The organism is Stenotrophomonas indicatrix, assembly GCA_041545745.1.
Classification (GTDB): Bacteria; Pseudomonadota; Gammaproteobacteria; order Xanthomonadales; family Xanthomonadaceae; genus Stenotrophomonas; species Stenotrophomonas indicatrix_A.
On record CP168152.1, the window covers coordinates 79747 to 102861 of the forward strand.

Sequence of the window (23115 nt, forward strand, 5' to 3'; positions counted from 1 at the left end):
GTCCCGGCGGCGCCTTTGCCGGTAAAATGGGCCGGTATATCTGATTGCCGGTGAATCCATGCGTCGTCCCGTTTCCTTGTCCCTGACCCTGATCGCCACCGCGGTGCTGGGCCTGTCTGCCTGCAAGCGCGTGGAAGCGCCTGCCGAAGCCGCCGCCCCGCAAGCGCCTGCCGCTGCCGCAAAGGCCGACGGCGCCCCTGACGCGACCGCCAACGACAACCTCAATGCCGTGCTGTGGATGCAGCGCGCGCAGGAATACAGGGCGATCACCGAGCAGACCTACCGTGCCGCCGCCGACCATCTGGACGTTGCGCTGAAGGAAGCCCACTGGGATGCGCTGGTGCCGGAAGAGCGCGGCAACGAGGCCAAGGGCCTGAAGCCGGCCGTGGTGCTGGACGTGGATGAGACCGTGCTGGACAACTCGCCCTACCAGGCGCGCCTGGTGCGTGACGGCAAGGAATACGACGAACTCAGCTGGGACCAGTGGGTCGCCGAAAAGAAGGCCAAGGCCATTCCCGGCGTGGTCGATTTCGCCAAGGCCGCCAACGCCAAGGGCGTGACCCTGCTGTACATCTCCAACCGCGCCGTGCACCTGAAGGACGCGACCCTGGCCAACCTGCGCGAGCAGGGCCTGCCGGTGGCCGATGACAGCGTGTTCCTCGGTCTGGGCACCGTGGTTGAAGGTTGCGAGCAGGCCGGCAGCGAGAAGAACTGCCGTCGGCGCCTGGCCGGGCAGAAGTACCGCGTGCTGATGCAGTTCGGCGACCAGCTGGGTGACTTCGTGGAAGTGACCGCCAACACCAATGATGGCCGCGACGCGCTGCTGCAGCAGTACCACGACTGGTTCGGCGAGCGCTGGTGGATGCTGCCGAACCCGACCTACGGCGGCTTCGAGCCGGCGCAGTTCAACAACGATTACTCGCAGTCGCGCCAGTCCCGCCATGACGCCAAGCGTGCCGCCCTGGACTACGCGCCGTGAGCCGCGCCCCGCTGCCGCTGCGCGACGACGAGCGCCTGATCTTCGCGCTGGACGTGCCTGACCGCGTGCAGGCACTGGAGTGGGTCGACCGCCTTGGCGACAGCGTGGCGTTCTACAAGATCGGCATGGAACTGCTCGCCTCCGGTGAGTACTTCCAGGTACTGGACGAACTTGCACGCCGCGACAAGCGGGTGTTCGTCGACCTGAAGTTCTTCGATATCCCCGCCACCGCCGCAGCGGTGATCAAGCGACTGGCGCAGTGGCCGGTCAGCTACGCCACCATCCACGGCTGGCACCCGGCGATGATGGAGGCCTGCGCGGCGGCCAACAGCGGCGACATGCGCTTGTTGGCGGTGACCGTGCTGACCTCGATGGGCCGCCCGGACCTGGCGCAGATGGGCATCGACCGCGAGCCGGTGGAGGTCGTGGTCGAGCGCGCGCTGGCCGCACAGGCTGCGGGCATCGACGGCGTGATCGCTTCCGGCCAGGAAGCGGGTCCGATCCGTGCCGCGACCGGCGCCGGTTTCTCGATCGTCTGCCCAGGCATCCGCCCCGGTGGCCCGGTCGGCGATGACCAGAAGCGCACCGTGGGTGTGGCGCAGGCGTTTGCCGATGGCGCCGATGCCATCGTGGTCGGTCGTCCGATCCGCCTGGCATCTGATCCGCAGGCCGCCGCACACGCGATCCAGCAGGAAATCGCGACGGCGTTGGCCACGCGCTGAGCACCGCCGCGAAGGCGGCCACGGCGGCACCACGAACGCCATCCCGTCGAATGCGGGGTGGCGTTCTCGTTTATGCCTGTTGCCCTGACGCACCCGGCCCGGGCCGGGGAAACGGTGTGCCGGCGACCGCGACGTTTATGCCCGAATCGCCGGAAAACATGCCGTAGATTTCATTGAAGGGATCTGGTGACGCGACCGGTCCAATAAAATCAATGAGTTGAATGATGATTTGTCATGTGTTGCGTTAACTTTGCGGGCAGCGTAGGATCGCCGCCATCCGGTCTTCGGGCCGGACATGCGCCACAACACTGTCCACCGGCCTCGCGCCGGTTTGAAGAGTCTGCGATCCCTGTGATCCGGGCTCTTTTTTTTGTCCGCGCGGTACGGGGAGGCCCGTCGGCACGCGGCATGGAGTCACCGCGCAGCGGGGGCCTTGGCAGAAACCGTGACGCCCCGGCTTGCCGCTGTCACGTCGCAGGCCGCAAGATGCGGACCGGTCCGGGGAGTCCGATTGCATGAGCGTTGTAGTGCGAGGAAGGTCTGCGCGGGGATGGGGGCTGGCGGCCATGCTGCTGCTGGCCATCGCCGCATGCCGTGAATCCGGCAGCGATCCGGCCGCCGCGCCGGCCGAACCTGTCGCCGCGGTACAGGCGATGGCGCAACGGCTGGCCGAGGACGACCTGGTCGGCTATGCAAAGCTGTCGGTGCCTCCCAGCCAGTATCAGCGCCTGCAGCAGGCGTGGGCCGACGGCCACAGCCAGTGGCCGCTGACCGGACTGCCGCTCGGCGACCAGTTGCTGCCGATGCTGGCGGCGCTGCGTGAGCCCGGCGCCAGCGTGCAGCTGCAGCGAAGTTTCGACCGCCAGCTGGCCGGCCAGGCCCGCGCCGTACGTCAGGCTGCGCAGTCGATGGGCAACTTCGGCGTGCAGTACCTGCGGCACCAGAAGGGCTATACGCCGGGCCAGCAGGCGCATTACATCCAGCTGGTGCAGACCCTGGCGGCCTGGGCCCAGGACGCGCCCATCAGCGACCGAGCCAGAGCCCGCAGCAGTATCGCCGCCCTCGTAGGCGCCGCCGCCAAGATCGGTTTCCAGGACGCCACCGGCCTGCAGGCTGCGGGCATGGAAGGCAGCCTGCAGCAGCTGGCGCCGTTCATCCACACGGTGAAGGCCGTGCTGGCCAGCTACGGGCTGGGCGTGGACGAGGCGCTGCGCAGCGTGCGCGGCGAGCTGCTGTCGGTGGAAGGCGACAACGCCCTGGTGCGCCTGCAGTACGAGCTGGCTGGCCGCGCGATGACCGTGCAGGTGCCGCTGAGCCGGCGTGAGGGGCACTGGTACCTGACCCGTACCCTGGCCGATACCGACGCCCTGCTGCGCCAGGCCGATGCGGCGCGCGCTGCTGCCGGTCCGGGCCCGGTCGCCACCCCGACAACCGATGGGGAAGCGGCAACGCCGTCGGCTAAGCCATAATGACGCCGATGTCGAAACAGAACCCGCTGCCGTTCCCCGGCGAAGAATCCCAGCCGACGCCCGCCGACACGGCGCCGGCGTCCCCCTCGACCGACGCCGGTACGCCGCCGGCGGCGACGCCGGTGCACGCGCGTCCTGCCGGTCGCCGCCCGCTGTGGGCGCGCCTGCTCGGGCGTCTGGTGGAACCCTGGCTGTCGCTGAAGATCGAGCCGGAAGACCCAGGCCAGTACAACGATGGCCGCCCGGTCATGTACGTGCTGGAAGACTACGGCCTGTCCAACGCGCTGATCCTGGACAAGGCCTGCCGCCAGGCCGGCCTGCCGTCGCCGCTGGTGCCGCTGGCCGGTGACCCCACCGGCCGCAAGCGCGCCTACCTCGCCCTGTCGCGCCGCAGCTCCAGCAACTCGCTGATTCCCGAGCAGCGCGGCGCAAAGACCCATTCCGATTCGCTGGCCAAGGTCCTGCAGGCCCATCGCGTGCGCGACGACCTGGATGTGCACCTGGTGCCGGTATCGATCTTCGTCGGCCGCGCCCCGGACAAGCAGAGCGGCTGGTTCGCTGTGCTGTTCTCGGAGAACTGGGCGCTGGTCGGTCGCTTCCGCCGCCTGCTGGGCCTGCTGCTGAACGGCCGCAGCACGATCGTGCGCTTCGCACCGCCGATTTCGTTGCGCTCGATCATCGACGAGGGCCTGGAGCCCGAGCGTACGGTGCGCAAGCTGCAGCGCGTGCTGCGGACCCATTTCCGCCGCATCCGCGAGTCGGTGATCGGCCCTGACCTGTCGACCCGGCGCCTGCTGGTGGACCAGGTGCTGGCCGCCGAGACGGTGCGTGAGGCGATCGCCTCCCAGGCCAAGCGCGACAACAGCAAGACGAGCGATGCCTGGAAGAAGGCGCATGCCTACGCTTGGGAAATCGCTGCGGACTATTCCAGTCCGGTGGTGCGCTCGGCCAGCTTCATGCTCAGCCACGTGTGGAACCGCATCTACGCCGGCGTGCTTGTGCACCACCTGGACAAGTTCAAGGCCGCCGCGCCAGGCCACGAAGTGGTCTACGTGCCCAGCCACCGCAGCCACATGGATTACCTGCTGCTGTCCTACCTGCTGTACGACCGCGGCATCGTGCCGCCGCACATCGTGGCCGGCATCAACCTGAACCTGCCGGTGGTCGGCACCCTGCTGCGCAAGGGCGGTGCGTTCTTCATCCGCCGTTCGATCCGCGGCAACGCGCTGTATTCGGCGGTGCTCAGCGAATACGTCGCGCAGCTGGTCGCAGGCGGCTATTCGATCGAGTACTTCGTCGAGGGCGGGCGCTCGCGTACCGGTCGTCTGCTGCAGCCCAAGGGCGGCATGATCTCGATGACCCTGCGCGCCTTCCTGCGCCAGCCGCGCAAGCCGGTGCTGTTCCAGCCCATCTACATCGGCTACGAGAAGCTGATGGAGGGCGGCAGCTACCTGGATGAACTGTCCGGGCGGCCGAAGGAGAAGGAATCGATCTGGCAGCTGCTGTGGGGCATCCCCAAGGTGCTCAAGCAGAACTACGGCCAGGTGGTGGTGAACTTCGGCGAACCCATCGCGCTGAACGATGTGCTGGCCGAGAAGGCTCCGGAGTGGGGTGGGGAGGCGGTGTCCGAGGACGAGAAGCCCTCATGGCTGTCGACCACCGTCGACACCCTGGCCGAGCGCATCCAGGTGCGCATCAACGGCGCGGCCGACGTCAATCCGATCAACCTGCTGGCGCTGGCGCTGCTGTCCACGCCCAAGCATGCGATGGGCGAGGCCGACCTGATCGCCCAGATCGAGCTGTGCAAGACCCTGCTGGTGGAGATGCCGTATTCGGGCCGGGTGACGGTGACCCCGCATTCGCCGGAGCGGATCATCGCCCACGCCGAAGAGATCAACGTCCTCACCCGCATCAAGCACCCGCTGGGCGATGTACTCAGCGTCAGTGGCGATACTGCGGTGCTGCTGAGTTACTTCCGCAACAACGTGGTGCACCTGTTCACCGCGTCTTCGTGGGTGGCCTGCTGCTTCCAGAACAACCGCCGCATGAGCCGCACCGGCCTGGTCCAGCTGGGCCGCACGGTATACCCGTTCCTGCAGGCCGAGCTGTTCCTGCCATGGACCGAGGACGAGTTCGCCCAGCGCATCGACCAGACCATCGACGTGTTCGTGCGTGAGGGCCTGCTGCAGAACGTCAACGAAGACGACGGCGGCATCCTCGCCCGCAACACCGGGCAGACCGACGAAGTGTTCCGCCTGCGTGCGATCGGCCATTCGCTGCAGCAGGCGTTCGAGCGGTATTACATCGCCATTTCGGTGCTGGTGAAGAACGGCCCGGGCACGCTCGGCGCCGCCGAACTGGAAAGCCTGTGCCAGCAGGCCGCGCAGCGCCTGAGCCTGCTCTATGCGCCAGCCGCACCGGAGTTCTTCGACAAGTCGCTGTTCCGCGGGTTCATCCAGAAGCTGCGCGAGCTGCGCCTGGTGTGGCCGGACGAGAACAGCAAGCTGCTGTTCGACGATCGCTTGGACGCCTGGGCCAAGGATGCCAAGTTCATCCTCGGCCGCGAGCTGCGCCACACCATCGAACGGGTCAGCCCGGAAGCGGCGCGCCCGGACGAACCGGCACCGCAGGATTGAACCTGCGGCGCCTGTCGGGCCTGGCCGCGTTGATCGCGGCCGCAGGCCTGGCGGTTGCTTCAGTGCAGGCTGCAGAGGCCTGCGTGGACGATACCCTGCCGGGGCGACTGGCCGATGCGCCGGTGCGCCTGTGTATCGAGGCAAAGGCCGGGCAACCGGCGCGCTACCGTCTGTGGCTGGCTGGCGAGGTGCGTATCAGCGGTGATGAACCCGCTGCTCGGCAGGGTCTTGCGGGTGACTGGTACGGTCATCCGCTGGGCCTGCGCTGTACCAGTGCCGGAATCGTGCGCCGCTGCGACCTGACTGTGGACGGCGAGGCGGCATGGAATGCGGAGCTGGCGCTGCCGCGTTGATGAGGGCCCCATCCACGCATGGCGTGGATCTACTGGGATGTCCGGGCATGGCGTGGATCCATGGGTTGCCGGATCGAGTCATCCACGCATGGCGTGGATCTACTGGACTGTCCCTGCATGGCGTGGATCCATAGGTTGCCGGGTCGTTACCGGACTTCGGGGCGGGCGAGGGTCTGCAGTAGATCCACGCCATGCGTGGATGGGCCGCCGGTTACGCCGGTTCGTCCGGAATCTGCAGGCTTTCCAGCCGGGTGATGCAGTCCTTCAACTGCAGCTTGCGCCGCTTCAGGCGTTTGAACTCCAGCTCATCTTCGCCGTTGGCGGCCATGCGCGTGATCTGTTCATCCAGCGACCGGTGTTCGGCACGCAGGGCGACGAGGCGTTCGACGATTTCAGCGGGGTTGTAGGTGTCCACGGTCTCCGAGCATACACAGCGACGATGACTGCCGGGAGAGGGGAATCCCGACCCCGGGTTCAGGCTGCCGCAAGCCGGTAGAATGGAGTCATGTCCGCCGTGATCTCCCTGCCCGATCCCCCGCAGCGCGTTTCGCGCGATCCGCGCGTGGCCGGGCGCGGGGCGGACAAGCTGGGCAAGCACCTGCGCCGCCAGGTCGGCCAGGCCATCGCCGACTTCGGCATGATCGAAGCCGGCGACAAGGTCATGGTCTGCCTGTCTGGCGGCAAGGACAGCTACACCCTGCTGGACCTGCTGCTGCAGCTGCAGAAAAAGGCGCCGGTGCCGTTCGAACTGGTGGCGGTGAACCTGGACCAGAAACAGCCCGGGTTCCCCGAGCACGTCCTGCCGGAGTACCTGGCCGGGCTGGGCGTGCCGTACCAGATCATCGAGCAGGACACGTACTCGGTGGTCAGCCGGGTCATCCCGGAAGGTCGCACGATGTGTTCGCTGTGCTCGCGCCTGCGCCGCGGCGCGCTGTACCACCATGCCAAGGTGCACGGCTTCAGCAAGATCGCCCTGGGCCATCATTGCGATGACGTGGTGGCCACGTTTTTCCTGAACCTGTTCCACCATGCCAAGCTGGCTGCCATGCCACCGAAGCTGCTCAGCGACGATGGACAGCACGTGGTGATCCGCCCGCTGGCGTACGTGCGTGAGCACGACATCGCGCAGTATGCGCAGGCCCGCCGTTTCCCGATCATTCCCTGCACCCTGTGCGGCAGCCAGGAAAACCTGCAGCGTCGGCAGGTCGGCCAGATGCTCAAGCAGTGGGACCAGGACCATCCGGGGCGCATCGAACAGATCGCACGTGCAATGGCCGACGTGCGACCTGCGCAGCTGGCCGATGCCGCCCTGTTTGATTTCATGGCCCTGGGCCGCCGTGGCGATGCAGCGCATGCCGATGCCTGGCTGGCCGACGCAGTTCCCGAGACGCCTGCCGTTTAAGGTCGGGCGCCCTTCTTCTTCAGACACCGGAATTCCATGTTCTTTCGCAACCTGACGTTCTTCCGCTTCCCGACCTCCACTGATTTTTCCGAAGTCGATACCCTGCTGCCGCACGCCCTGCTCAAGCCGGTGGGCGCACTGGAAATGAACTCGCGTGGTTTCATCTCGCCGTTCGGCCGCGAAGAGAAGGAAGCTCTCTCGCACCGCATTGCCGAACACCTGTGGCTGACCGTCGGTGGCGAGGACAAGATCCTGCCCGGCGCGGTGGTCAACGACCTGCTCGAGCGCAAGCTGGAAGAGATCGAAGAGAAGGAAGGCCGCCGCCCCGGTGGCCGCGAGCGCAAGCGCATGAAGGACGACCTGCTGCATGAACTGCTGCCGCGCGCCTTCGTGAAGTCCTCGCGCAACGATGCCTTCATCGACCAGCTGCACGGCTACGTGGTGGTGGACACCTCCAGCCGCAAGACCGGCGAATATTTCATGTCCGACATCCGCGGCCTGCTCGGCAGCTTCCCGGCGATGCCGCTGAACGCCGAAGTCGCGCCGCGTTCGATCCTGACCGGCTGGATCGCCGGCGAGCCCCTGCCCACCGGCTTCAGCCTGGGCGAGGAGTGCGAGATGAAGGACCCGGTGGAAGGCGGCGCAGTGGTCAAGTGCCAGCACCAGGAACTGCGCTGCGACGAGATCGACAAGCACCTGGATGCCGGCAAGCAGGTGACCAAGCTGGCCCTGGTGTTCGAGGACAACCTGTCCTTCGTGCTGGGCGACGACCTGATCGTGCGCAAGCTGAAGTTCCTGGACGGCGCGCTGGACCAGCTGGAACATGCCGACGAAGACGGCCGCCGCGCTGAGTTCGACGCCCGCTTCGCCCTGCAGAGCGCGGAGATCCGCCGCCTGTTCCTGCTGCTGGAAGAAGCCTTCAAGCTCAGCAAGGCTGACTGAACAGGCACGCCGTCGGCCGCCGGTCATCCGGCGGCCTCGCACGGCGCTATGCTGGGACCATGAGCCGTCTGCTGCGCCGCCTGATCTCGCCGGTCCCACCCGCCACCGTGCAGCGCGATACCGTTCGCCTGCGCCTGGAGGATGTCGAGATCGAGGTACTGCGCGTGCGCGATCCGCGCGCGCGCCGGATCAAGCTCAGCGTCGACGAGCGTGGTGCACGACTGACACTACCGCCTCGTGCCAGCCTGGTGATGGGCGAGCGTTTCCTCGAACAGCATCGCGACTGGCTGGGCCTGCAGCTGCGCGTTTACCAGGGACACGGCCTGCCCGCCACGTTGCAGCCTGGCGTCGACGGCGTGCTGCCGCTGCGCGGCGAACTGTTGCCGCTGCGCTGGCAGGAAGGCCGCTACGCACGACTGGAAATCGACGAACACGGTGCCTGCGTGCAATGGCCGAGCCGTGGCGGCGACGCGACCCTGCGCCGCCTGCTGCGTGAGTTCTACGAAGCGCAGACCCGCGCCGATGTCGGCCGCTGGTTGCCGAAGTACCTGCCCGGCCTGCCGCGCGCACCCAGTCGCCTGCGTTTGAAGGTGATGTCCTCGCAATGGGGCTCGCTGGCCCCTGACGGCAGCATGGCGTTGGATCTGGCACTGGTACTGGGCAGCCCCGCCGCGTTCGAATACGTGCTGGTGCACGAACTCTGCCACCTGATCCAGGCCAACCACTCGCCGGCGTTCTGGCACGAAGTGGAACAACGCTTCCCCGACTGGCGCGAGCAGCGCGACTATTTCCAGCTGGAAGGGCGCAGATTGAAAGCAATGCTCCGGCAGCTGCTGTAGCGCCCGCGCTACAGCAGCTGCCCGCGCATTCTTCCTCTACCCCCGCCTTCGGCGCGCCCCTTCAACAGAAGGGGCTCCACTCCAGAGAGGGTATCGAGCGGCCGAGCATGGGCTGTGGCTACTGAAGCGCGCACAGCGCGCGACCCGCTTTGCCCCTGCTCTTCTTTTTCTCTTCCGTGGTGGCACGGAAACTGTCTGAGGTCGGGCGGGTGGGCCATGCAGGGGCGTAGGCGCCATGGATGGCGCCATCGAGCTTACAAGGGTGAGGGTGCTTTGCTTGCGAAGCACTGCTTCGCAAGCGACCGAACGCACAGCCGCCAGCGGCTGGGCCGGGCCCCGGAGGGGGACTTGCAGCGTCCCCTGCATGGCCCACCCGCCCGGCCAAGCGCGGCTTTTGATTGTGCCCCTCCGCCACGAGCAGCTCAGCCGTTGGCCGCAAACCTCATCGACCCACGCGCAATGCCGCCGCCTCCGCCCATCGCGCCGCCACCCGCGGAGCGGTGATGCACACCGCCTGATCGGTCACCGTGGTCACCGCCCGCTCCAGCAGCTGGATGTCCGCTTCATGCTGGCGCGCCACATGCGGGTCCTCGAAGAAGATCGCGCGTTGGCAACGACCTTCCAGCACACGGTCGGCAATCTGCGCATCGCCGCCCATCGGGCCACTCTGGTAGCGCGTCACCCATGCTGTATCCGCGGGCCAGCCGCGGCTCCAGGCCAGCTCGTTCAAGCGCTGGCCGGTGGTGCCGGTGGCTACGCGTTCGCCGAAGCGCGCCAGCACGTCGAAGTGTTCATCGGCGAACGCCAGCATCGCCGGCTTCATCGCATCGTGCGCGATCAACGCCAGCGTCTGCCCTTCGAACGCATGCAGGTCGTCGGCGCCGCCATCGGCGGCCAAGCCCGCATGGATGCGCTCCACCTCGATCCAGTCACGGGCGGTGGCCACGGTGGAAATGAACGGCTTGCCGTGGATCACGCACTGGCGCTTGAGCGCGGTCGCCTCGGGGAACACCGAGGAAGGATCCACCGGATCCATCAGATAGACCGCACCGTCCAGCGTACGCTCGGCGCCCATGCCCACCACTTCGGCCACCAGCTTCATCAACCCGCCCTCGCGACCGTACGGATAGCGCTGCAGGCCGTCGTAACCGGCAAGGAAACCGTTGCGCTGGATCGCGTCGTGGGTACGGCCGACCGCGCACAGCGTCACGCCCAGTTCGCGCAGCCCGGGCTCGCTGGCGCGCAGCCAGCGGAACAGCGCCGCGCGCGCGTCGTTGTGATGGAGGCGGTTGGCGGCCAGGCCGATGCGCATCGAAAGCTCCGGGATCGGTAGAAGCGGCAGTGTATGTCGCTATTGACGGTTTCGGAGGGTTTTACAAGTTTCCTCATTGTTGCTGGGAAGTGCGTCGCTAGCGTGGCAGGAGGTCGTACCGCAATGCGGCCTTGCCCCTGCCTGCGTCATGAGGATGTCCACCGTGAATGTCGCTGGCCCTCTGGCCCGCATCATCGCCCTGTCGCTGCTGTCGGCGCCGGTCTGGGCCGGACAGTGCGAGGGCCCCATCCTGCTGGCCTATCCTGCTGACCGTGCGCCGTTGTCGTCCAGCCAGGACGACGCGCCACAGGGGCTGGTGGCCGCCTACCTGGCGCTGCTGCAGGATCAGTACCCCATGCTGCGCGCCACACCGGTGGCGGCGACGGCGCTGGCCGCTGCTGCGCTGCCTGCCGGGACCCACGCCGTGCTCGGCTGGCCGCGCGCGCAGACGCCGAAAGGCTGGGTGGCCAGCGTGCCCTACCTGCAGGTGCCGCAGGTGATCGTGCGACGCCCCGATGCGCGGCCGATCATCGGCCTGGATGGACTGCACGGTCGCGGCGTGGCCAGCCCCGACGTCGTGCCGCTCGCTGCCGTGCTGGAAGAGTCGAGCGCGCACGTGCCGCTGCTGCAGGTGGCGGCGTTGGACAAGGCGCTGCAACTGCTGATCAGCGGCCAGATCGATGCCGTGGTGGGCAACCTGGTGGAAGTGGAAGCGGCGCTGCGCGATCAGCCTGGCGCCGCGCTGGACGTGGCGGCGCCAGCCGGCTTCAGCGATGCACTGGTGTTGGCCACGCTGCCGGCCTGCGCGCATCTGGTGGAGCGCTTCAACCTGCTGCAGGCAGGCCTGACGCAGCAGCAGCGCGAGGCATTGCGGGCGCACTGGGTCTCGACATTCCCTCGCCGCGGCCACGCGCTGCCGGTGTCGCCCCTGCGCGGCTTGATCGCGGTGCTGCTGATGCTGCTGACACTGTGCCTGGTGTATGCGTTCGGCTACTGGCGGCTGCACCGCGAAGGCCTGCGCAGGCAGGCGCTGGAACAGCGCCTGCAGGAGGTCACCGCCAACCTGCCGGCGGTGGTGTACCAGGCGCGACGCAGCAATACCGGCCAATACAGCGTTCCCCACATTGCCGGCGACGTGCATGCCCTGTTCGGGATCAGCGTGGATACCGCGCGGGTCGACCATGGCAGCCTGCTGGCGGCAGTCCATCCGCAGGACCGCCGCTCGGTGCTGGCCTGCGTTGACGCGGCCGCGCTGGTGCGTGGGCCCATCGACATCACCTTCCGCACGCGCGGCCCGAACGGCTGGCGCTGGGTACGTTCGCACGGGCGACCGATTGCCTGCCGCGACAGCGGCGTGGAATGGAGCGGATACTGGATGGACGTCACCGAAGCGCGCGCACGTACGCAGGCACTGAATGACGCCCGGCGTAACGCCGAGCAGGATGCCGCCGCCAAGAGCCATTTCCTGGCCACCATGAGCCACGAGATCCGCACGCCGATGAGCACCCTGCTGGGAATGCTGGAGCGCTTCGGCAGCAGCGCACTGGATGCGCGCCAGCGCCAGGTACTGGCGACCATCGACGATGCCGCGCAGATGCTGCGACAGATCCTCGATGACGTGCTGCACAGCCAACGCCTGCAGTCCGGCCCACAGCCACCGCAGTGCCTGCCCACCGACCTGGCCGAGCTGCTGCGGGCGGTGCAGCGTCTGCTGGTACCGGTGGCGGCAAGCAAGGGACTGCATCTGCGCTGCGAGGTGGATCCAACGCTGCAGCGTGGCTCGTTGGCCGATGCGCTGCGCCTGCGCCAGATCCTGTTCAACCTGGCGGGCAATGCGCTGAAATTCACCCTGCAGGGTGGGGTGGACCTGCAGGTGCGGGTGCTGCAGCAGCGCGAGTATGGCCAGCAGCTGCGGCTGCAGGTGACCGATACTGGAGTGGGCATCAGCCGCGAGCGCCAGCGGGCGGTGTTCGCCGCGTTTACCCAGGCCGATGCGTCCACCACCCGGCGCTTCGGTGGCAGCGGTCTGGGCCTGGCAATCTGCCGGGAGCTGGCGGCGTCGATGGACGGGCAACTGCACCTGTGCAGCACGCCAGGCGCGGGCACCACGGTGTGGCTGGACCTGTACCTGCCGGCCTGCGAGGCGCCATTGGCCGAACAGCCTGGCGATGCGGCTGACCTGCCCGCGTTGCCGCCGGTGCGGGTACTGGTTGCCGAAGACCATCCCACCAACCTGCAGCTGCTGGTCCAGCGCCTGCAGGAACTGGGACTGCAGGTGCATGCCACCGCCAACGGCGAGCAGGCATGGCAGGCGTGGCAGGCACAACGCTTCGCGCTGGTCATCACCGACTGCCACATGCCAGGCATGGACGGCTTTGCCCTGGCGCGCGCGATCCGCGCCGATCCCCGTGCCGATGCGGCAAGGGTGCCGATCATCGCGTTGACCGCCAGCGTGCTCGACAGTACCCGGCAGGCCTGCCTCGACGCTGGCATTGATCGTTTCATCGCCAAGCCGGTCGACCGCCAGGCACTGCATCCCGCCCTGGCTGCAGTGCTGATGCCGCTCGGTCTGTCAGTGCGCCAGTAACCGCGCGATGCTGGCAGCGGCGTCGCGACCTTCGGCCACCGCGGTCACCACCAGGTCGGCACCGCGCACCGCGTCGCCACCGGCGAACAGGCGGGGATGGGCGGTCTGGAAGGGCAGCTTGCCCTTGCCCCCGGCGAGGATGCGGCCATTGGCCTGGCCCTCCACGCCGTGCTCGGCCAGCCACGATGGCACGCTGGGCGAGAAGCCGAACGCGATGATCACCACGTCCGCTTCCAGCAGCGACTCGCTGCCCTCGATCTGCACCGCGTTCTGGCGGCTGTTGGCATCAGGCTCGCCCAAGCGCGTCTCGATGACGGTAACCCCGATCACTTCGTCATCGGCACCGGCTTCGATCGACAGCGGCTGGCGGTTGAACAGGAAGCGCACGCCTTCCTCGCGTGCATTGGCCACTTCGCGCGCGCTGCCCGGCATGTTGGCTTCGTCGCGGCGGTAGGCGCAGGTGACCTTGGCGGCACCCAGTCGCACCGCGCTGCGCACGCAGTCCATGCCGGTGTCGCCACCGCCGAGGACCACCACGCGCTTGCCATTGAGGTCGGGCAGGGCGATCTGGTCTTCCCAGCCGGCGATCGGGCGGCCCTGCGGATCATCGCCGCCGACGATGCGGCTGTTCTGCACCAGGAACGGCAATGCGGGCAGCACGCCCTTCAGGTCCTGGCCGTCGAGGCCACCATCGGTGTAGCGATACGCGCCGGTACCGACGAACACTGCATCATGGCTGTCCAGCAACTGCTGCAGGCTGACGTCGCGGCCGATCTCCACGCCGAGGCGGAACTGCACGCCCATGCCTTCGAGCACGTCGCGGCGGCGGCGGATCACGTCCTTGTCCAGCTTGAAACTGGGGATGCCGAACTGCAGCAGGCCGCCGACCTGCTCGTAGCGGTCGTAGACCACCGCGGTGATGCCGGCATGCGCCAGGCGGTCGGCACAGGCCAGGCCTGCCGGGCCGGCACCGATCACCGCCACCGTGTGGCCGGTGGGCTGCACCGCCGTCATGTCCGGCCGCCAGCCGGTGGCCAGTGCAGTGTCGACGATGTATTTCTCCACCGCGCCGATGGTGACCGCGCCAAACTCCTCCAGCGTGCAGCTGCCTTCGCACAGACGGTCCTGCGGGCACACCCGGCCGCACACTTCCGGCAGCGGGTTGGTGCTGTGGCACAGCGTGGCCGCTTCATGGATGCGGTTTTCCTGCACCAGCTGCAGCCATTGCGGAATGGCGTTGTGCACCGGGCACTTCCAGCTGCAGTACGGGTTGCCGCAGTCCAGGCAACGGCCGGCCTGGTACTGCGCGTCTTCCTTGCCGAACTTTCCGTACAACTCACCCCAGTCGCCGGAGGTGCGCAGCTCAACCGGGATGCGCTGCGGCATGGTCCGGGGCAGATCGAGGAATTGGAAGGCGTGCTTGCGGCTCATGGCGGGCTCTGTGGTGTTTTGCGGTTGCCGGCCAGCGGCCGGCACTACGTGATCCTGGGTTGCCGGCCAGCGACCGGCAGTACCGTTATGCGGCGCGTCGCAGGGTTTCGGTCAGCGACTCGATGCTGGCGGCCTTGGGTTTGACCAGCCAGAACTTGCCGATGTAATCGCGGAACTCATCCATGATCTGCTGCGCCCAGATGCTGCCGGTCAGCTCGCGATGACGGCCGATCAGGCGGTGCAGATGCTGGCGGTAGTTCTCGAAACCTTCGGCGGACACGCGATGGATGTCGATCAGCTCGTGGTTGTAGCGGTCGACGAAATCGCGGTCCACGTCCAGCACGTAGGCCAGGCCGCCGGTGAAGCCGGCGCCGAAGTTGAGGCCGACCTTGCCCAGCACCAGCACCACGCCGTCGGTCATGTACTCGCAGCAGTGATCGCCTGCGCCTTCCACCACCGCCAGTGCGCCGGAGTTGCGCACGGCGAAGCGTTCACCGGCACGGCCGGCGGCGAACAGCTCGCCACCGGTGGCGCCGTACAGGCAGGTGTTGCCGATGATCGCGGTGCTGCGTGCCTCGAAGCGTGCGCCACGCGGCGGACGCACTACCAGGCGGCCACCGGCCATGCCCTTGCCGACGTAGTCGTTGGCTTCACCTTCCACTTCCAGGTGCAGGCCGCCGACGTTGAAGGCACCGAAGCTCTGCCCGGCGCTGCCACGGAAGCGCAGCTCCAGCGGCGATTCGGCCATGCCCTGGTTGCCGTGCGTGCGTGCGACGGCGCCGGCCAGGCGGGTGCCGATGCTGCGGTCGGTGTTGTGGATCAGGAAGCGATGCTCGCCACCGCGCTTGTGTTCGATGGCCTCGGCCAACAGGCCGTCCATCTGCGTGGCCAGGCTGTCCGGAGATTCATACAGGCGCTGTGCGGCGCAGTGGCTGCCCGGGTAACTGGCGTCGGCCAGCAGCCGCGACAGATCCACGCGCACATCCTCGCGCGGCGAGACCTCAAGCTGGCGCAGCAGGTCGGTGCGGCCGACGATCTCCTGCAGCGAGCGTGCGCCCAGCACCGACAGCCAGCCGCGCACTTCTTCGGCCAGCAGACGGAAGAAGTTCTCCACGCGCTCGGGTTGGCCGGTGAAATGGTTCTCGCGCAGGCGCTCGTCCTGGGTGGCCACGCCGGTGGCGCAGTTGTTGAGGTGGCAGATGCGCAGGTACTTGCAACCCAGCACGATCATCGGCGCGGTGCCGAAGCCGAAGCTGTCCGCACCCAGCAGCGCCGCCTTGACCACGTCCAGGCCGGTCTTCAGGCCGCCGTCGGTCTGCAGCAGGGTGCGCCCGCGCAGATCGTTGGCCACCAATGCCTGGTGCGCCTCGGCGATGCCCAGTTCCCACGGCACGCCGGCATAGCGGATCGAGCTGACCGGCGACGCACCGGTGCCGCCGTCGTGGCCGGAAATGGTAATGAGGTCGGCACCGGCCTTGACCACGCCCGCGGCGATCGTGCCGACGCCGGCATGGCTGACCAGCTTCACCGACACCAGTGCGGTCGGGTTGACCTGCTTGAGGTCGTAGATCAGCTGCGCCAGGTCTTCGATGGAGTAGATGTCGTGGTGCGGCGGCGGCGAGATCAGGCCGATGCCGGGCTTGGCATAGCGCAGCCGCGCGATCAGTTCATTGACCTTGTGCCCGGGCAGCTGACCGCCTTCTCCGGGCTTGGCGCCCTGGGCGACCTTGATCTGCAGCACTTCGGCATTGACCAGGTATTCGGCGGTGACGCCGAAGCGGCCCGAGGCCACCTGCTTGATCTTGCTGCGCTTGTCGGTGCCATAGCGCGCCGGGTCTTCGCCACCTTCGCCGGAATTGCTGCGGCCACCAAGGCGGTTCATCGCAATGGCCAGCGCTTCATGTGCCTCGGGCGAAAGCGCACCGAGGCTGATCGCTGCGGTATCGAAGCGCGGGAACAGCTCGCTGGCCGGTGCGACGTCGTCCAATGGCGTCGGCGTCGCCGCCGGCACCAGCTGCAGCAGGTCGCGCAACGCCGAGGGCGGGCGCGCATGCACGGCGTCGCAGTACTGCTGCCACGCACGCGGGTCTCCGCTGCGCGCCGCGCGCTGCAGAGTGGTCACCACGTCCGGGTTGTACATGTGGTATTCGCCGCCGTGCACATACTTCAGCAGGCCGCCGACATCCACGCCCTGCTGCGCATCCCAGGCCTGCGCGCACAGTTCACGTGCATCGGCGTCCAGCCGCGTGAAACCGGCGCCGCCGATGCGCGAGGCGGTATCGGGGAAGCACAGGTCGACGACCTCCGGCTCCAGGCCGATGATCTCGAACAGCTGTGCACCGCGATAGCTGGCCACAGTGCAGATGCCCATCTTCGAGATGATCTTCGACAGGCCTTTGTAGATGCCCTTGCGGTAGCGGCGGCCGATCTGCGACTGCTCGCCGCCCTTGCTGAGCTTGAGGATGCCGCGACGGCCCAGGTCGAACAGGGTCTGGTAGGCCAGATACGGGTACACCGCCGTGGCACCGAAGCCGAGCAGGCAGGCCATGTGGTGCGCATCGCGCGCGGTGCCGGTCTCGACGATCAGGTTGACGTCGCAGCGCAGGCCCAGGCGTGACAGGTGGTGGTGGACCGCACTGGTGGCCAGCAGGGCATGCACCATGGGCCGCCCGGCCACCGGGTAGCGGTCGGACAGCAGCAGCATCACCATGCCATCGCGCGCGGCCTGTTCGGCTTCGGCGCAGATGCGTTCGATGCCTGCACGCAGGCCTTCCTCTTCGCTGTAGGACAGGTCGAGCAGGCGGTTGGCCTGTACGTACTGGTCCATCTTCAGCAGCTGGCGCAGCTTGCGCTGGCTCAGCACCGGCGAATTGAGGATGACGTGGTTCACCGTCTCCGGGCCGGCATGGAAGATGTTGGTCTCCTTGCCGAGCTGGGTGGACAGGGACATCGCGCAGTCTTCGCGCAGCGGGTCGATCGGCGGGTTGGTGACCTGCGCGAAGGCCTGGCGGAAGTAGTCATACAGCGGACGGCTGCGCTGGCTGAGCACGGCCATCGGCGTGTCATCGCCCATCGAGCCGGTGGCTTCCTGTTCGGTCTCGGCCAGCGGCCGCAGCACCTGCTCCACTTCCTCGCTGCTGAGCTGGTACAGCTTGTGGTAACTGCGCAGGGTGCTTTCGTCGAACGGCTCTTCCACCAGCGACGGGTCGATCAGTTCGGTCTGCAGGTAGGTGACGCCCTGCTGCAGCCACTGCTTGTACGGCGCACGGCCGCGGTTGATGCGATCGATGGCCTCCGAATCGAGCAGGTCCCCGCGCTTGAGGTCGATGGCGATCATCTCGCCCGGGCCGAGCTTGCCCTTGCGCACCACGCGCTCGGTCGGGACTTCCCAGACGCCCGCTTCGGAGGCGACCAGGAAGTGGCGATCGGCAGTCAGCATCCAGCGCGCCGGGCGCAGGCCGTTGCGGTCGAGGGTGCACACTGCGTAGCGGCTGTCGCAGGCGACGATGCCGGCCGGGCCGTCCCACGGCTCGCTGTTGAGGCCGTGGAACTCGTAGAACGCAGCCAGGTCCGGGTCCTTGAATTCCAGCGACTGCGTGGCCGGCGGCACCAGGATGCGCAGGGCCTGGATCAGTTCCATACCCGCAGACACCATCAGTTCCAGCATGTTGTCCAGGCTCTGCGAATCCGAGCCGTGCATGGAGATGACCGGGTCGAACTCGCCGATGTCGAAGCGTGGCGTCTTCCACACCTTGCTGCGCGCCTGCGCCCAGCGGCGGTTGCCTTCGATGGTGTTGATCTCGCCGTTGTGGGCGAGCATCCGGAACGGGTGCGCCAGCGGCCAGCGCGGCAACGTATTGGTGGAGAAGCGCTGGTGGAACACGATGGCGCTGGAGGCCAGTTCGCGGCGCTGCAGGTCAGGGAAGAAGCGGCTGAGCTTGTCCGGCAGCACCATGCCCTTGTAGCTGATGGCATTGGGGCTGAGCGTGGTGACGTAGTAGTCAGCATGCGCACGCAGCAGCTGTTCGCTGCGGCGACGGGCCAGGAACAGGGCCAGGCCGAAGCCGGCGTCATCCTGGCCGACGCCGGCATCGACGAACACCTGTTCGATGCGCGGCAGGGTGTCGCGTGCCAGTTGGCCGCAGACGCTGCCGTCGGTGGGTACCTCGCGCCAGCCGGCTACCTTGCAGCCGACCGCCTCGATCTGCTGCTGCAGCTGTGTGCGGCAGGCCTGCGCGGCGTCGGCATCGTGCGGCAGGAACACCAGGCCGGCGGTGAAGCGCGCACCGACGGCGATGCCCGCTTCACTGGCCAGCAGTTTCAGGAACACATCGGGGCGGCGCAGCAGCAGGCCGCAGCCATCACCGGTCAGGCCGTCGGCGGCGACACCACCACGGTGGGTCATGCGCGAAAGCGCGGCGATGGCGGTATCGACCAGCAGGCGCGAAGGCTGGTCGTCGAGCTGGGCGACCATGCCAAATCCACAGGCATCGCGCTCGGAGCGCGGGTCGTAAAGCCCTTGGCGGTTGCGGGGGGCCATCTCTACCTCGATGCAGATTGAAATGAACGGGGACACTCCTGCCCGCTCAATCCCTGGAGCGCATCGTGAGGCCACCGGATGCCTCGACTAGATCACAGGTTGCTGCAACGCCGCAATACACGGTTGCAGGCGCAACCAAAGCGCCGGCAAACGCTTGCCGGCGCGGGATGGGTCAGCCGCAGCGGACGCCGCTGACCACGTCCTTTGCGTCCACCTCGATGTTCAGGCGGTCGCCCACGAATTCCATCGTGGTGACGTCATTGGGGTGCAGGACACGCAGCTGGGTCGCGGCGGAATCTTCCTGGGCCTGCTTGCCCAGTGCTTCGGTATAGGCCTGGCCGACCAGGCTCTGCACCTGGCTGGCGTCGCAGTTGCCAACCGGCGGTGCTTCGGTGGCCTTGCCGGCTTCGTCGGCCGGGGCCTTGGCGGCTTCGGCGGCCTGCTGTGCGTGGGCGGTGGCCGAATCCTGCTCATCCAGCGACGGCGCCTGGCAGGCGGTCAGGGCCAGCACGGTCGGCAGCAGCAGGGCGGAGAGGGAGCGGGCGCGGATCGGGAACGACATCATGACTCCGGAATGGAAGGGACGGTGAAAGGCCGAGCATAGCGGCGAACCCACCCTCACGTGTTTGTCTTGCGTTATTGACGTGGCCGCGCCGCGCCGCTCGGCAGACTGACGGCATGCCCGCCACCCCTGCACCTACACCCGAACGCCAAGCCGCGCGCGCCGCCGGCCTGCGCTACGTCGATGACACACAGCCCGGTTTCAGCCGCGTCCGCGTCGGTAAAGGCTTCTCCTATCGCGATGCCGATGGGCACGCCGTGCGCGATGCCGCCACGCTGCAGCGCATCCGCTCGCTGGCCGTGCCCCCGGCCTACACCGCCGTGTGGATCTGCGCGCATGCCAACGGCCATCTGCAGGCAACCGGCCGCGACGCGCGCGGGCGCAAGCAGTACCGCTACCACGCTGACTGGGCAGCGGTGCGAGATGCCGGCAAATTCGACCGCATCATCGCCTTCGGGGAAGGGCTGCCGGGCCTGCGCCGGCGGCTCGGCCGCGACCTCAAGCGCAGTGGCTTCCCCCGTGAGAAGGTGCTGGCGGTGGTGGTGGCGCTGCTGGCCGACACGCTGGTGCGGGTGGGCAACGAGGCCTATGCCAAGGAAAACAGATCCTACGGCCTGACGACCCTGCGCAACCGGCACCTGGACCTGCTGCGCGGTGGCCGCGTGCGGATGCGCTTCCGCGGCAAGTCCGGCCAGTTGCAGGAGGTGACGGTAGGCGACCGTCGGCTGGGCGCGCTGGTGCGCAGCGTGCAGCAACTGCCGGGGCAGGCCCTGTTCCAGTATCGCGACGACGCGGGCGAGGTGCAGCCGGTGGATTCGGGCGCGGTGAACGACTACCTGCGCGAGGTGATGGGCGAAGACTTCACCGCCAAGGATTTCCGCACCTGGGGTGGCACGATGGCGGCAGTGCAGGCCTTCGCCGCCACCGAGCTGCCCGAACCGCCCAGCCAACGTGCACTGGCCAAGGTGCAACGGGAGGTGGTCTGCCAGGTGGCCGCGCGGCTGGGCAATACGCCAGCAGTGTGCCGCAAGGCCTATATCGACCCGTGCGTGTTCGCCGGGTGGGAGCGCGGCGAGCTGGCCTCGCTGGCGGGCCTGCGCGGCCAGCGGCAGTGGGAACAGGCGACACTGAAGGTCCTGCGCCGGGCCCGGCGGCTCAGCCGCAATAGATCGCGGTGATGTTGTTGGTGCGGCCCTTTTCGATGGTCAGGCGCTCACCGCCTTCGCTGGCCGGCGGCACGCGCGGACCGTCGTGACGCAGCACCCGCACGTGCAGGCTGTCGCTGTCGACGCGGGCGCGCTCGACGGTGGCATCCGATGCTGCCAGGCCGACCGCACCGCGCACCATGTTCGAATGGCACTGGCCGGAAATCACGCCATCGATGGGCTGGATCTGGGCGACGGGGCTGCTGCTGCAGGCGGCGAGAGCGAGGCAGACGGCGGCGGTGGCAATGGCATGTTTCATGGGGGACGTTCCTCGTGTTGTGGCCTGCAGGGTGCGACGACACGCGTGGTGGCGGAATGAATGCCGTGCACGCGATGGACACGGTGCGCTCACTGCCGCCAACAGCCTGCGTCGAGACACTGCATGAGCGGCGCACGCCGACCCCGGTAGTGCGGCGCACGCGCCCCGGTAGTGCCGGCCGCTGGCCGGCGCCCCCATCCCCCGAGGAGACCTGCATGGCCACCACCAAGAAGACCCCCGTCCGCCGCAAGGCATCGCCGAAGGTGCGCAAAGGCACCCAGACCGCCACAGCCACCGCCGAAGCCACCACGTCCGAACGCACGCGCGTGGTGAAGACCGCCACCCGCAAGGCCGCCGCTTCCGATCCGCGCGCGGCGCGTGTCGCAGCGCGGCAGCGGCGCCTGCAGGACCAGGAAAAAGCGAAGGATGTGCGCGCAGCGAAGAAGGCGACGAAAAAGGCGACAAAGAAGACCGCCACCCAGGCTGGCGCACGCCGTCAGCCGGAGACGATGCCGGCGCAGCAACTGGCCAAGCCAGGCCATGAGCACGTACTGGAACTGGCACCGCGCTTCCTGGCACCGGACTACGTCGGCAGCGGCAAGCTGCAGGGCATGCGCGCGATCGTCACCGGTGGTGACTCGGGCATCGGCCGTGCGGTGGCGGTGTTGTTTGCCCGCGAAGGCGCCGACGTTGCCGTGCTGCATCTGGACGAAGCCGAGGACGCCGAGCTCACTCGCCAGCACGTGGAGAAAGAGGGCGGCCGCTGCGTGGTGATCGCCGGCGACGTGCGCGATCCGCGCTTCTGCAACAAGGCAGTGAAACAGGTGGCCAAGGCCTTCGGTGGCATCGACGTCCTGGTCAACAACGCGGCGTTCCAGCTGCATTGCGAGCGTCTGGAAGACCTGGAAGACGCGCATCTGCAGGAGACCCTGCAGACCAACATCGGCGGCTACATCCAGATGGCGCGGGCGGTGCTGCCGCATCTGGGCGAGGGCGCCAGCATCATCAACACCGGTTCGGAAACCGGCCTGTTCGGCAGCAAGGCACTGATCGACTACTCGGCCACCAAAGGCGCGATCCATGCGTTCACCAAGGCGCTGGCCAGCCAGCTGCTGCCGCGCGGCATCCGCGTCAACTGCGTGGCGCCGGGCCCGGTGTGGACGCCGTTGAATCCCGCCGACAAACAGGCGAAGGATGTGGCCGAGTTCGGCAAGGACAGCGACATGGGCCGGCCGGCGCAGCCCGAAGAGCTGTCGCCAGCCTATGTGTTCCTGGCCTCACCGGCCTGCGCCAGCTACATCAGCGGGGTGATCCTGCCGGTGATGGGAGGGCCACGGGGTTAGGGGAGGGCGACGCCTCCTCTGATAGGGGCTCGGATTGAGATGCCGAAGCGGTGGTACGCGATCTGCTCAAGCGCGAGCCCAATGTGAAATTGGCCAACGAACCCATGCCATTGGCGCGCACATGGCGATAGCTGTCGAAATCGGTACTTGCGTCAAATCCAAGGGCGCGCCGCTCCAGGGGCGCCTAAACGACCACGAGCGCAGGAGCGGCCAGAAGCCCTTGGCAAGAATGCTGAGTCCACCTGGCCTGTCGCACACGCCGGTTCAGTTGACCAGTTCGGCATGCTCCGGGAAGCAGCCAAGAACGGCAGAGGAAAGGCCAGATGTCAATCGATCCTCGCCCCGATCTCGCGACTGGACTCCCGGCCCGCACAGTGCTGTTCCAACTTGGCCTTGGCCTGTTGTGGTGCCGCCCAAACCACGACTCCAGATGCCGACCATACATAGTCGATCAGCGCCAGCATGCCTCTGCGGGATTGTTCAGGACCTGCGCCGCCAACAGTTCTTTCATGCTGCTTCTATCGCCACCACGCC

At 67.7% G+C, this 23115-nt stretch carries 17 protein-coding genes; 11 read left to right on the top strand and 6 right to left on the bottom strand.

Annotation, left to right across the window (positions count from 1 at the left end; genetic code table 11):
- Positions 1–58: 58 nt before the first annotated feature.
- From ACEF39_RS00330 to ACEF39_RS00350, 5 genes are all read left to right on the top strand, one after another.
- Entirely contained in the window at positions 59–979 is a 921-nt protein-coding gene (locus tag ACEF39_RS00330) for a 5'-nucleotidase, lipoprotein e(P4) family (RefSeq protein WP_500286549.1), read from the top strand.
- Positions 976–1701 carry an orotidine-5'-phosphate decarboxylase gene (pyrF, locus tag ACEF39_RS00335; RefSeq protein WP_500286550.1) on the top strand — a complete coding sequence of 242 codons (726 nt, stop codon included), beginning with the start codon at positions 976–978 and terminating at the stop codon, positions 1699–1701. Before ACEF39_RS00330 ends, pyrF begins: the two co-directional genes overlap by 4 nt.
- A 515-nt stretch (positions 1702–2216) precedes the next feature.
- A complete protein-coding gene (locus ACEF39_RS00340) occupies positions 2217–3170 on the top strand; it encodes a hypothetical protein (protein WP_500286551.1) in 954 nt (317 codons plus the stop codon).
- Positions 3170–5806, top strand: coding sequence for a glycerol-3-phosphate 1-O-acyltransferase PlsB (gene plsB / locus ACEF39_RS00345; protein WP_500286552.1), 2637 nt, complete (start codon positions 3170–3172; stop codon positions 5804–5806). Before ACEF39_RS00340 ends, plsB begins: the two co-directional genes overlap by 1 nt.
- Complete coding sequence (locus ACEF39_RS00350) at positions 5803–6159, top strand: hypothetical protein (RefSeq protein WP_500286553.1); 357 nt, start codon at positions 5803–5805, stop codon at positions 6157–6159. The genes plsB and ACEF39_RS00350 overlap by 4 nt, the downstream gene beginning before the upstream one ends.
- A 211-nt stretch (positions 6160–6370) precedes the next feature.
- On the opposite strand, the gene ACEF39_RS00355 is transcribed toward ACEF39_RS00350, so the two are convergent.
- The gene (locus ACEF39_RS00355; RefSeq protein WP_049466321.1) at positions 6371–6574 is read right to left on the bottom strand and encodes a YdcH family protein; all 204 of its coding nucleotides are present in this window, start codon (positions 6572–6574) and stop codon (positions 6371–6373) included.
- A gap of 90 nt (positions 6575–6664) precedes the next feature.
- Here ACEF39_RS00355 and ttcA point away from each other — a divergent pair, with 90 nt between their 5' ends.
- The 3 genes from ttcA to ACEF39_RS00370 are packed head-to-tail and all read left to right on the top strand — an operon-like array spanning position 6665 to position 9342.
- Positions 6665–7561, top strand: coding sequence for a tRNA 2-thiocytidine(32) synthetase TtcA (ttcA, locus tag ACEF39_RS00360; protein ID WP_500286554.1), 897 nt, complete (start codon positions 6665–6667; stop codon positions 7559–7561).
- Positions 7562–7597: 36 nt separating this feature from the next.
- Positions 7598–8503, top strand: coding sequence for a recombination-associated protein RdgC (locus ACEF39_RS00365; protein ID WP_089241793.1), 906 nt, complete (start codon positions 7598–7600; stop codon positions 8501–8503).
- 59 nt (positions 8504–8562) lie between these two features.
- Complete coding sequence (locus ACEF39_RS00370) at positions 8563–9342, top strand: M48 family metallopeptidase (protein ID WP_500286555.1); 780 nt, start codon at positions 8563–8565, stop codon at positions 9340–9342.
- 442 nt (positions 9343–9784) lie between these two features.
- On the opposite strand, the gene ACEF39_RS00375 is transcribed toward ACEF39_RS00370, so the two are convergent.
- A complete protein-coding gene (locus ACEF39_RS00375; RefSeq protein ID WP_500286556.1) occupies positions 9785–10654 on the bottom strand; it encodes a methylglyoxal synthase in 870 nt (289 codons plus the stop codon).
- Between the two features lie 163 nt (positions 10655–10817).
- Between ACEF39_RS00375 and ACEF39_RS00380 the strand changes: the two genes are divergently transcribed.
- Entirely contained in the window at positions 10818–13241 is a 2424-nt protein-coding gene (locus tag ACEF39_RS00380) for a response regulator (RefSeq protein ID WP_500286557.1), read from the top strand.
- Here the strand turns inward: ACEF39_RS00380 and ACEF39_RS00385 are convergent.
- The 3 genes from ACEF39_RS00385 to ACEF39_RS00395 all read right to left on the bottom strand — a co-directional run bounded on the left by ACEF39_RS00385 (position 13227) and on the right by ACEF39_RS00395 (position 19774).
- Positions 13227–14672, bottom strand: a complete 1446-nt coding sequence (locus ACEF39_RS00385; protein ID WP_500286558.1) for an FAD-dependent oxidoreductase — start codon at positions 14670–14672, stop codon at positions 13227–13229. The two genes, ACEF39_RS00380 and ACEF39_RS00385, sit on opposite strands and share 15 nt — an antisense overlap.
- A gap of 85 nt (positions 14673–14757) precedes the next feature.
- On the bottom strand, positions 14758–19212 hold the full coding sequence (gene gltB / locus ACEF39_RS00390) for a glutamate synthase large subunit (RefSeq protein ID WP_500286559.1): 4455 nt from the start codon (positions 19210–19212) through the stop codon (positions 14758–14760).
- A gap of 172 nt (positions 19213–19384) precedes the next feature.
- Complete coding sequence (locus ACEF39_RS00395; RefSeq protein WP_500286560.1) at positions 19385–19774, bottom strand: I78 family peptidase inhibitor; 390 nt, start codon at positions 19772–19774, stop codon at positions 19385–19387.
- Between the two features lie 116 nt (positions 19775–19890).
- On the opposite strand from ACEF39_RS00395, the gene ACEF39_RS00400 reads away from it, so the two are divergent.
- Entirely contained in the window at positions 19891–20952 is a 1062-nt protein-coding gene (locus ACEF39_RS00400) for a DNA topoisomerase IB (RefSeq protein ID WP_500286561.1), read from the top strand.
- Here the strand turns inward: ACEF39_RS00400 and ACEF39_RS00405 are convergent.
- Positions 20930–21238: a hypothetical protein gene (locus ACEF39_RS00405; RefSeq protein ID WP_500286562.1), complete on the bottom strand. Its 309-nt coding sequence runs from the start codon at positions 21236–21238 to the stop codon at positions 20930–20932. The genes ACEF39_RS00400 and ACEF39_RS00405 overlap by 23 nt on opposite strands.
- Positions 21239–21453: 215 nt before the next feature.
- Here ACEF39_RS00405 and ACEF39_RS00410 point away from each other — a divergent pair, with 215 nt between their 5' ends.
- Positions 21454–22581, top strand: coding sequence for an SDR family oxidoreductase (locus tag ACEF39_RS00410; protein WP_500286563.1), 1128 nt, complete (start codon positions 21454–21456; stop codon positions 22579–22581).
- The last annotated feature ends 534 nt before the right edge of the window (positions 22582–23115 follow it).

Bases quoted from the DNA above. Each gene is read 5' to 3' on its own strand.
- ACEF39_RS00330 (WP_500286549.1), top strand. From the start codon at position 59: ATGCGTCGTCCCGTTTCCTTGTCCCTGACCCTGATCGCCACCGCGGTG.
- ACEF39_RS00340 (WP_500286551.1), top strand. From the start codon at position 2,217: ATGAGCGTTGTAGTGCGAGGAAGGTCTGCGCGGGGATGGGGGCTGGCG.
- plsB (WP_500286552.1), top strand. From the start codon at position 3,170: ATGACGCCGATGTCGAAACAGAACCCGCTGCCGTTCCCCGGCGAAGAA.
- ttcA (WP_500286554.1), top strand. From the start codon at position 6,665: ATGTCCGCCGTGATCTCCCTGCCCGATCCCCCGCAGCGCGTTTCGCGC.
- ACEF39_RS00365 (WP_089241793.1), top strand. From the start codon at position 7,598: ATGTTCTTTCGCAACCTGACGTTCTTCCGCTTCCCGACCTCCACTGAT.
- ACEF39_RS00370 (WP_500286555.1), top strand. From the start codon at position 8,563: ATGAGCCGTCTGCTGCGCCGCCTGATCTCGCCGGTCCCACCCGCCACC.
- ACEF39_RS00375 (WP_500286556.1), bottom strand. From the start codon at position 10,654: ATGCGCATCGGCCTGGCCGCCAACCGCCTCCATCACAACGACGCGCGC.
- ACEF39_RS00385 (WP_500286558.1), bottom strand. From the start codon at position 14,672: ATGAGCCGCAAGCACGCCTTCCAATTCCTCGATCTGCCCCGGACCATG.
- gltB (WP_500286559.1), bottom strand. From the start codon at position 19,212: ATGGCCCCCCGCAACCGCCAAGGGCTTTACGACCCGCGCTCCGAGCGC.
- ACEF39_RS00395 (WP_500286560.1), bottom strand. From the start codon at position 19,774: ATGTCGTTCCCGATCCGCGCCCGCTCCCTCTCCGCCCTGCTGCTGCCG.
- ACEF39_RS00400 (WP_500286561.1), top strand. From the start codon at position 19,891: ATGCCCGCCACCCCTGCACCTACACCCGAACGCCAAGCCGCGCGCGCC.
- ACEF39_RS00405 (WP_500286562.1), bottom strand. From the start codon at position 21,238: ATGAAACATGCCATTGCCACCGCCGCCGTCTGCCTCGCTCTCGCCGCC.
- ACEF39_RS00410 (WP_500286563.1), top strand. From the start codon at position 21,454: ATGGCCACCACCAAGAAGACCCCCGTCCGCCGCAAGGCATCGCCGAAG.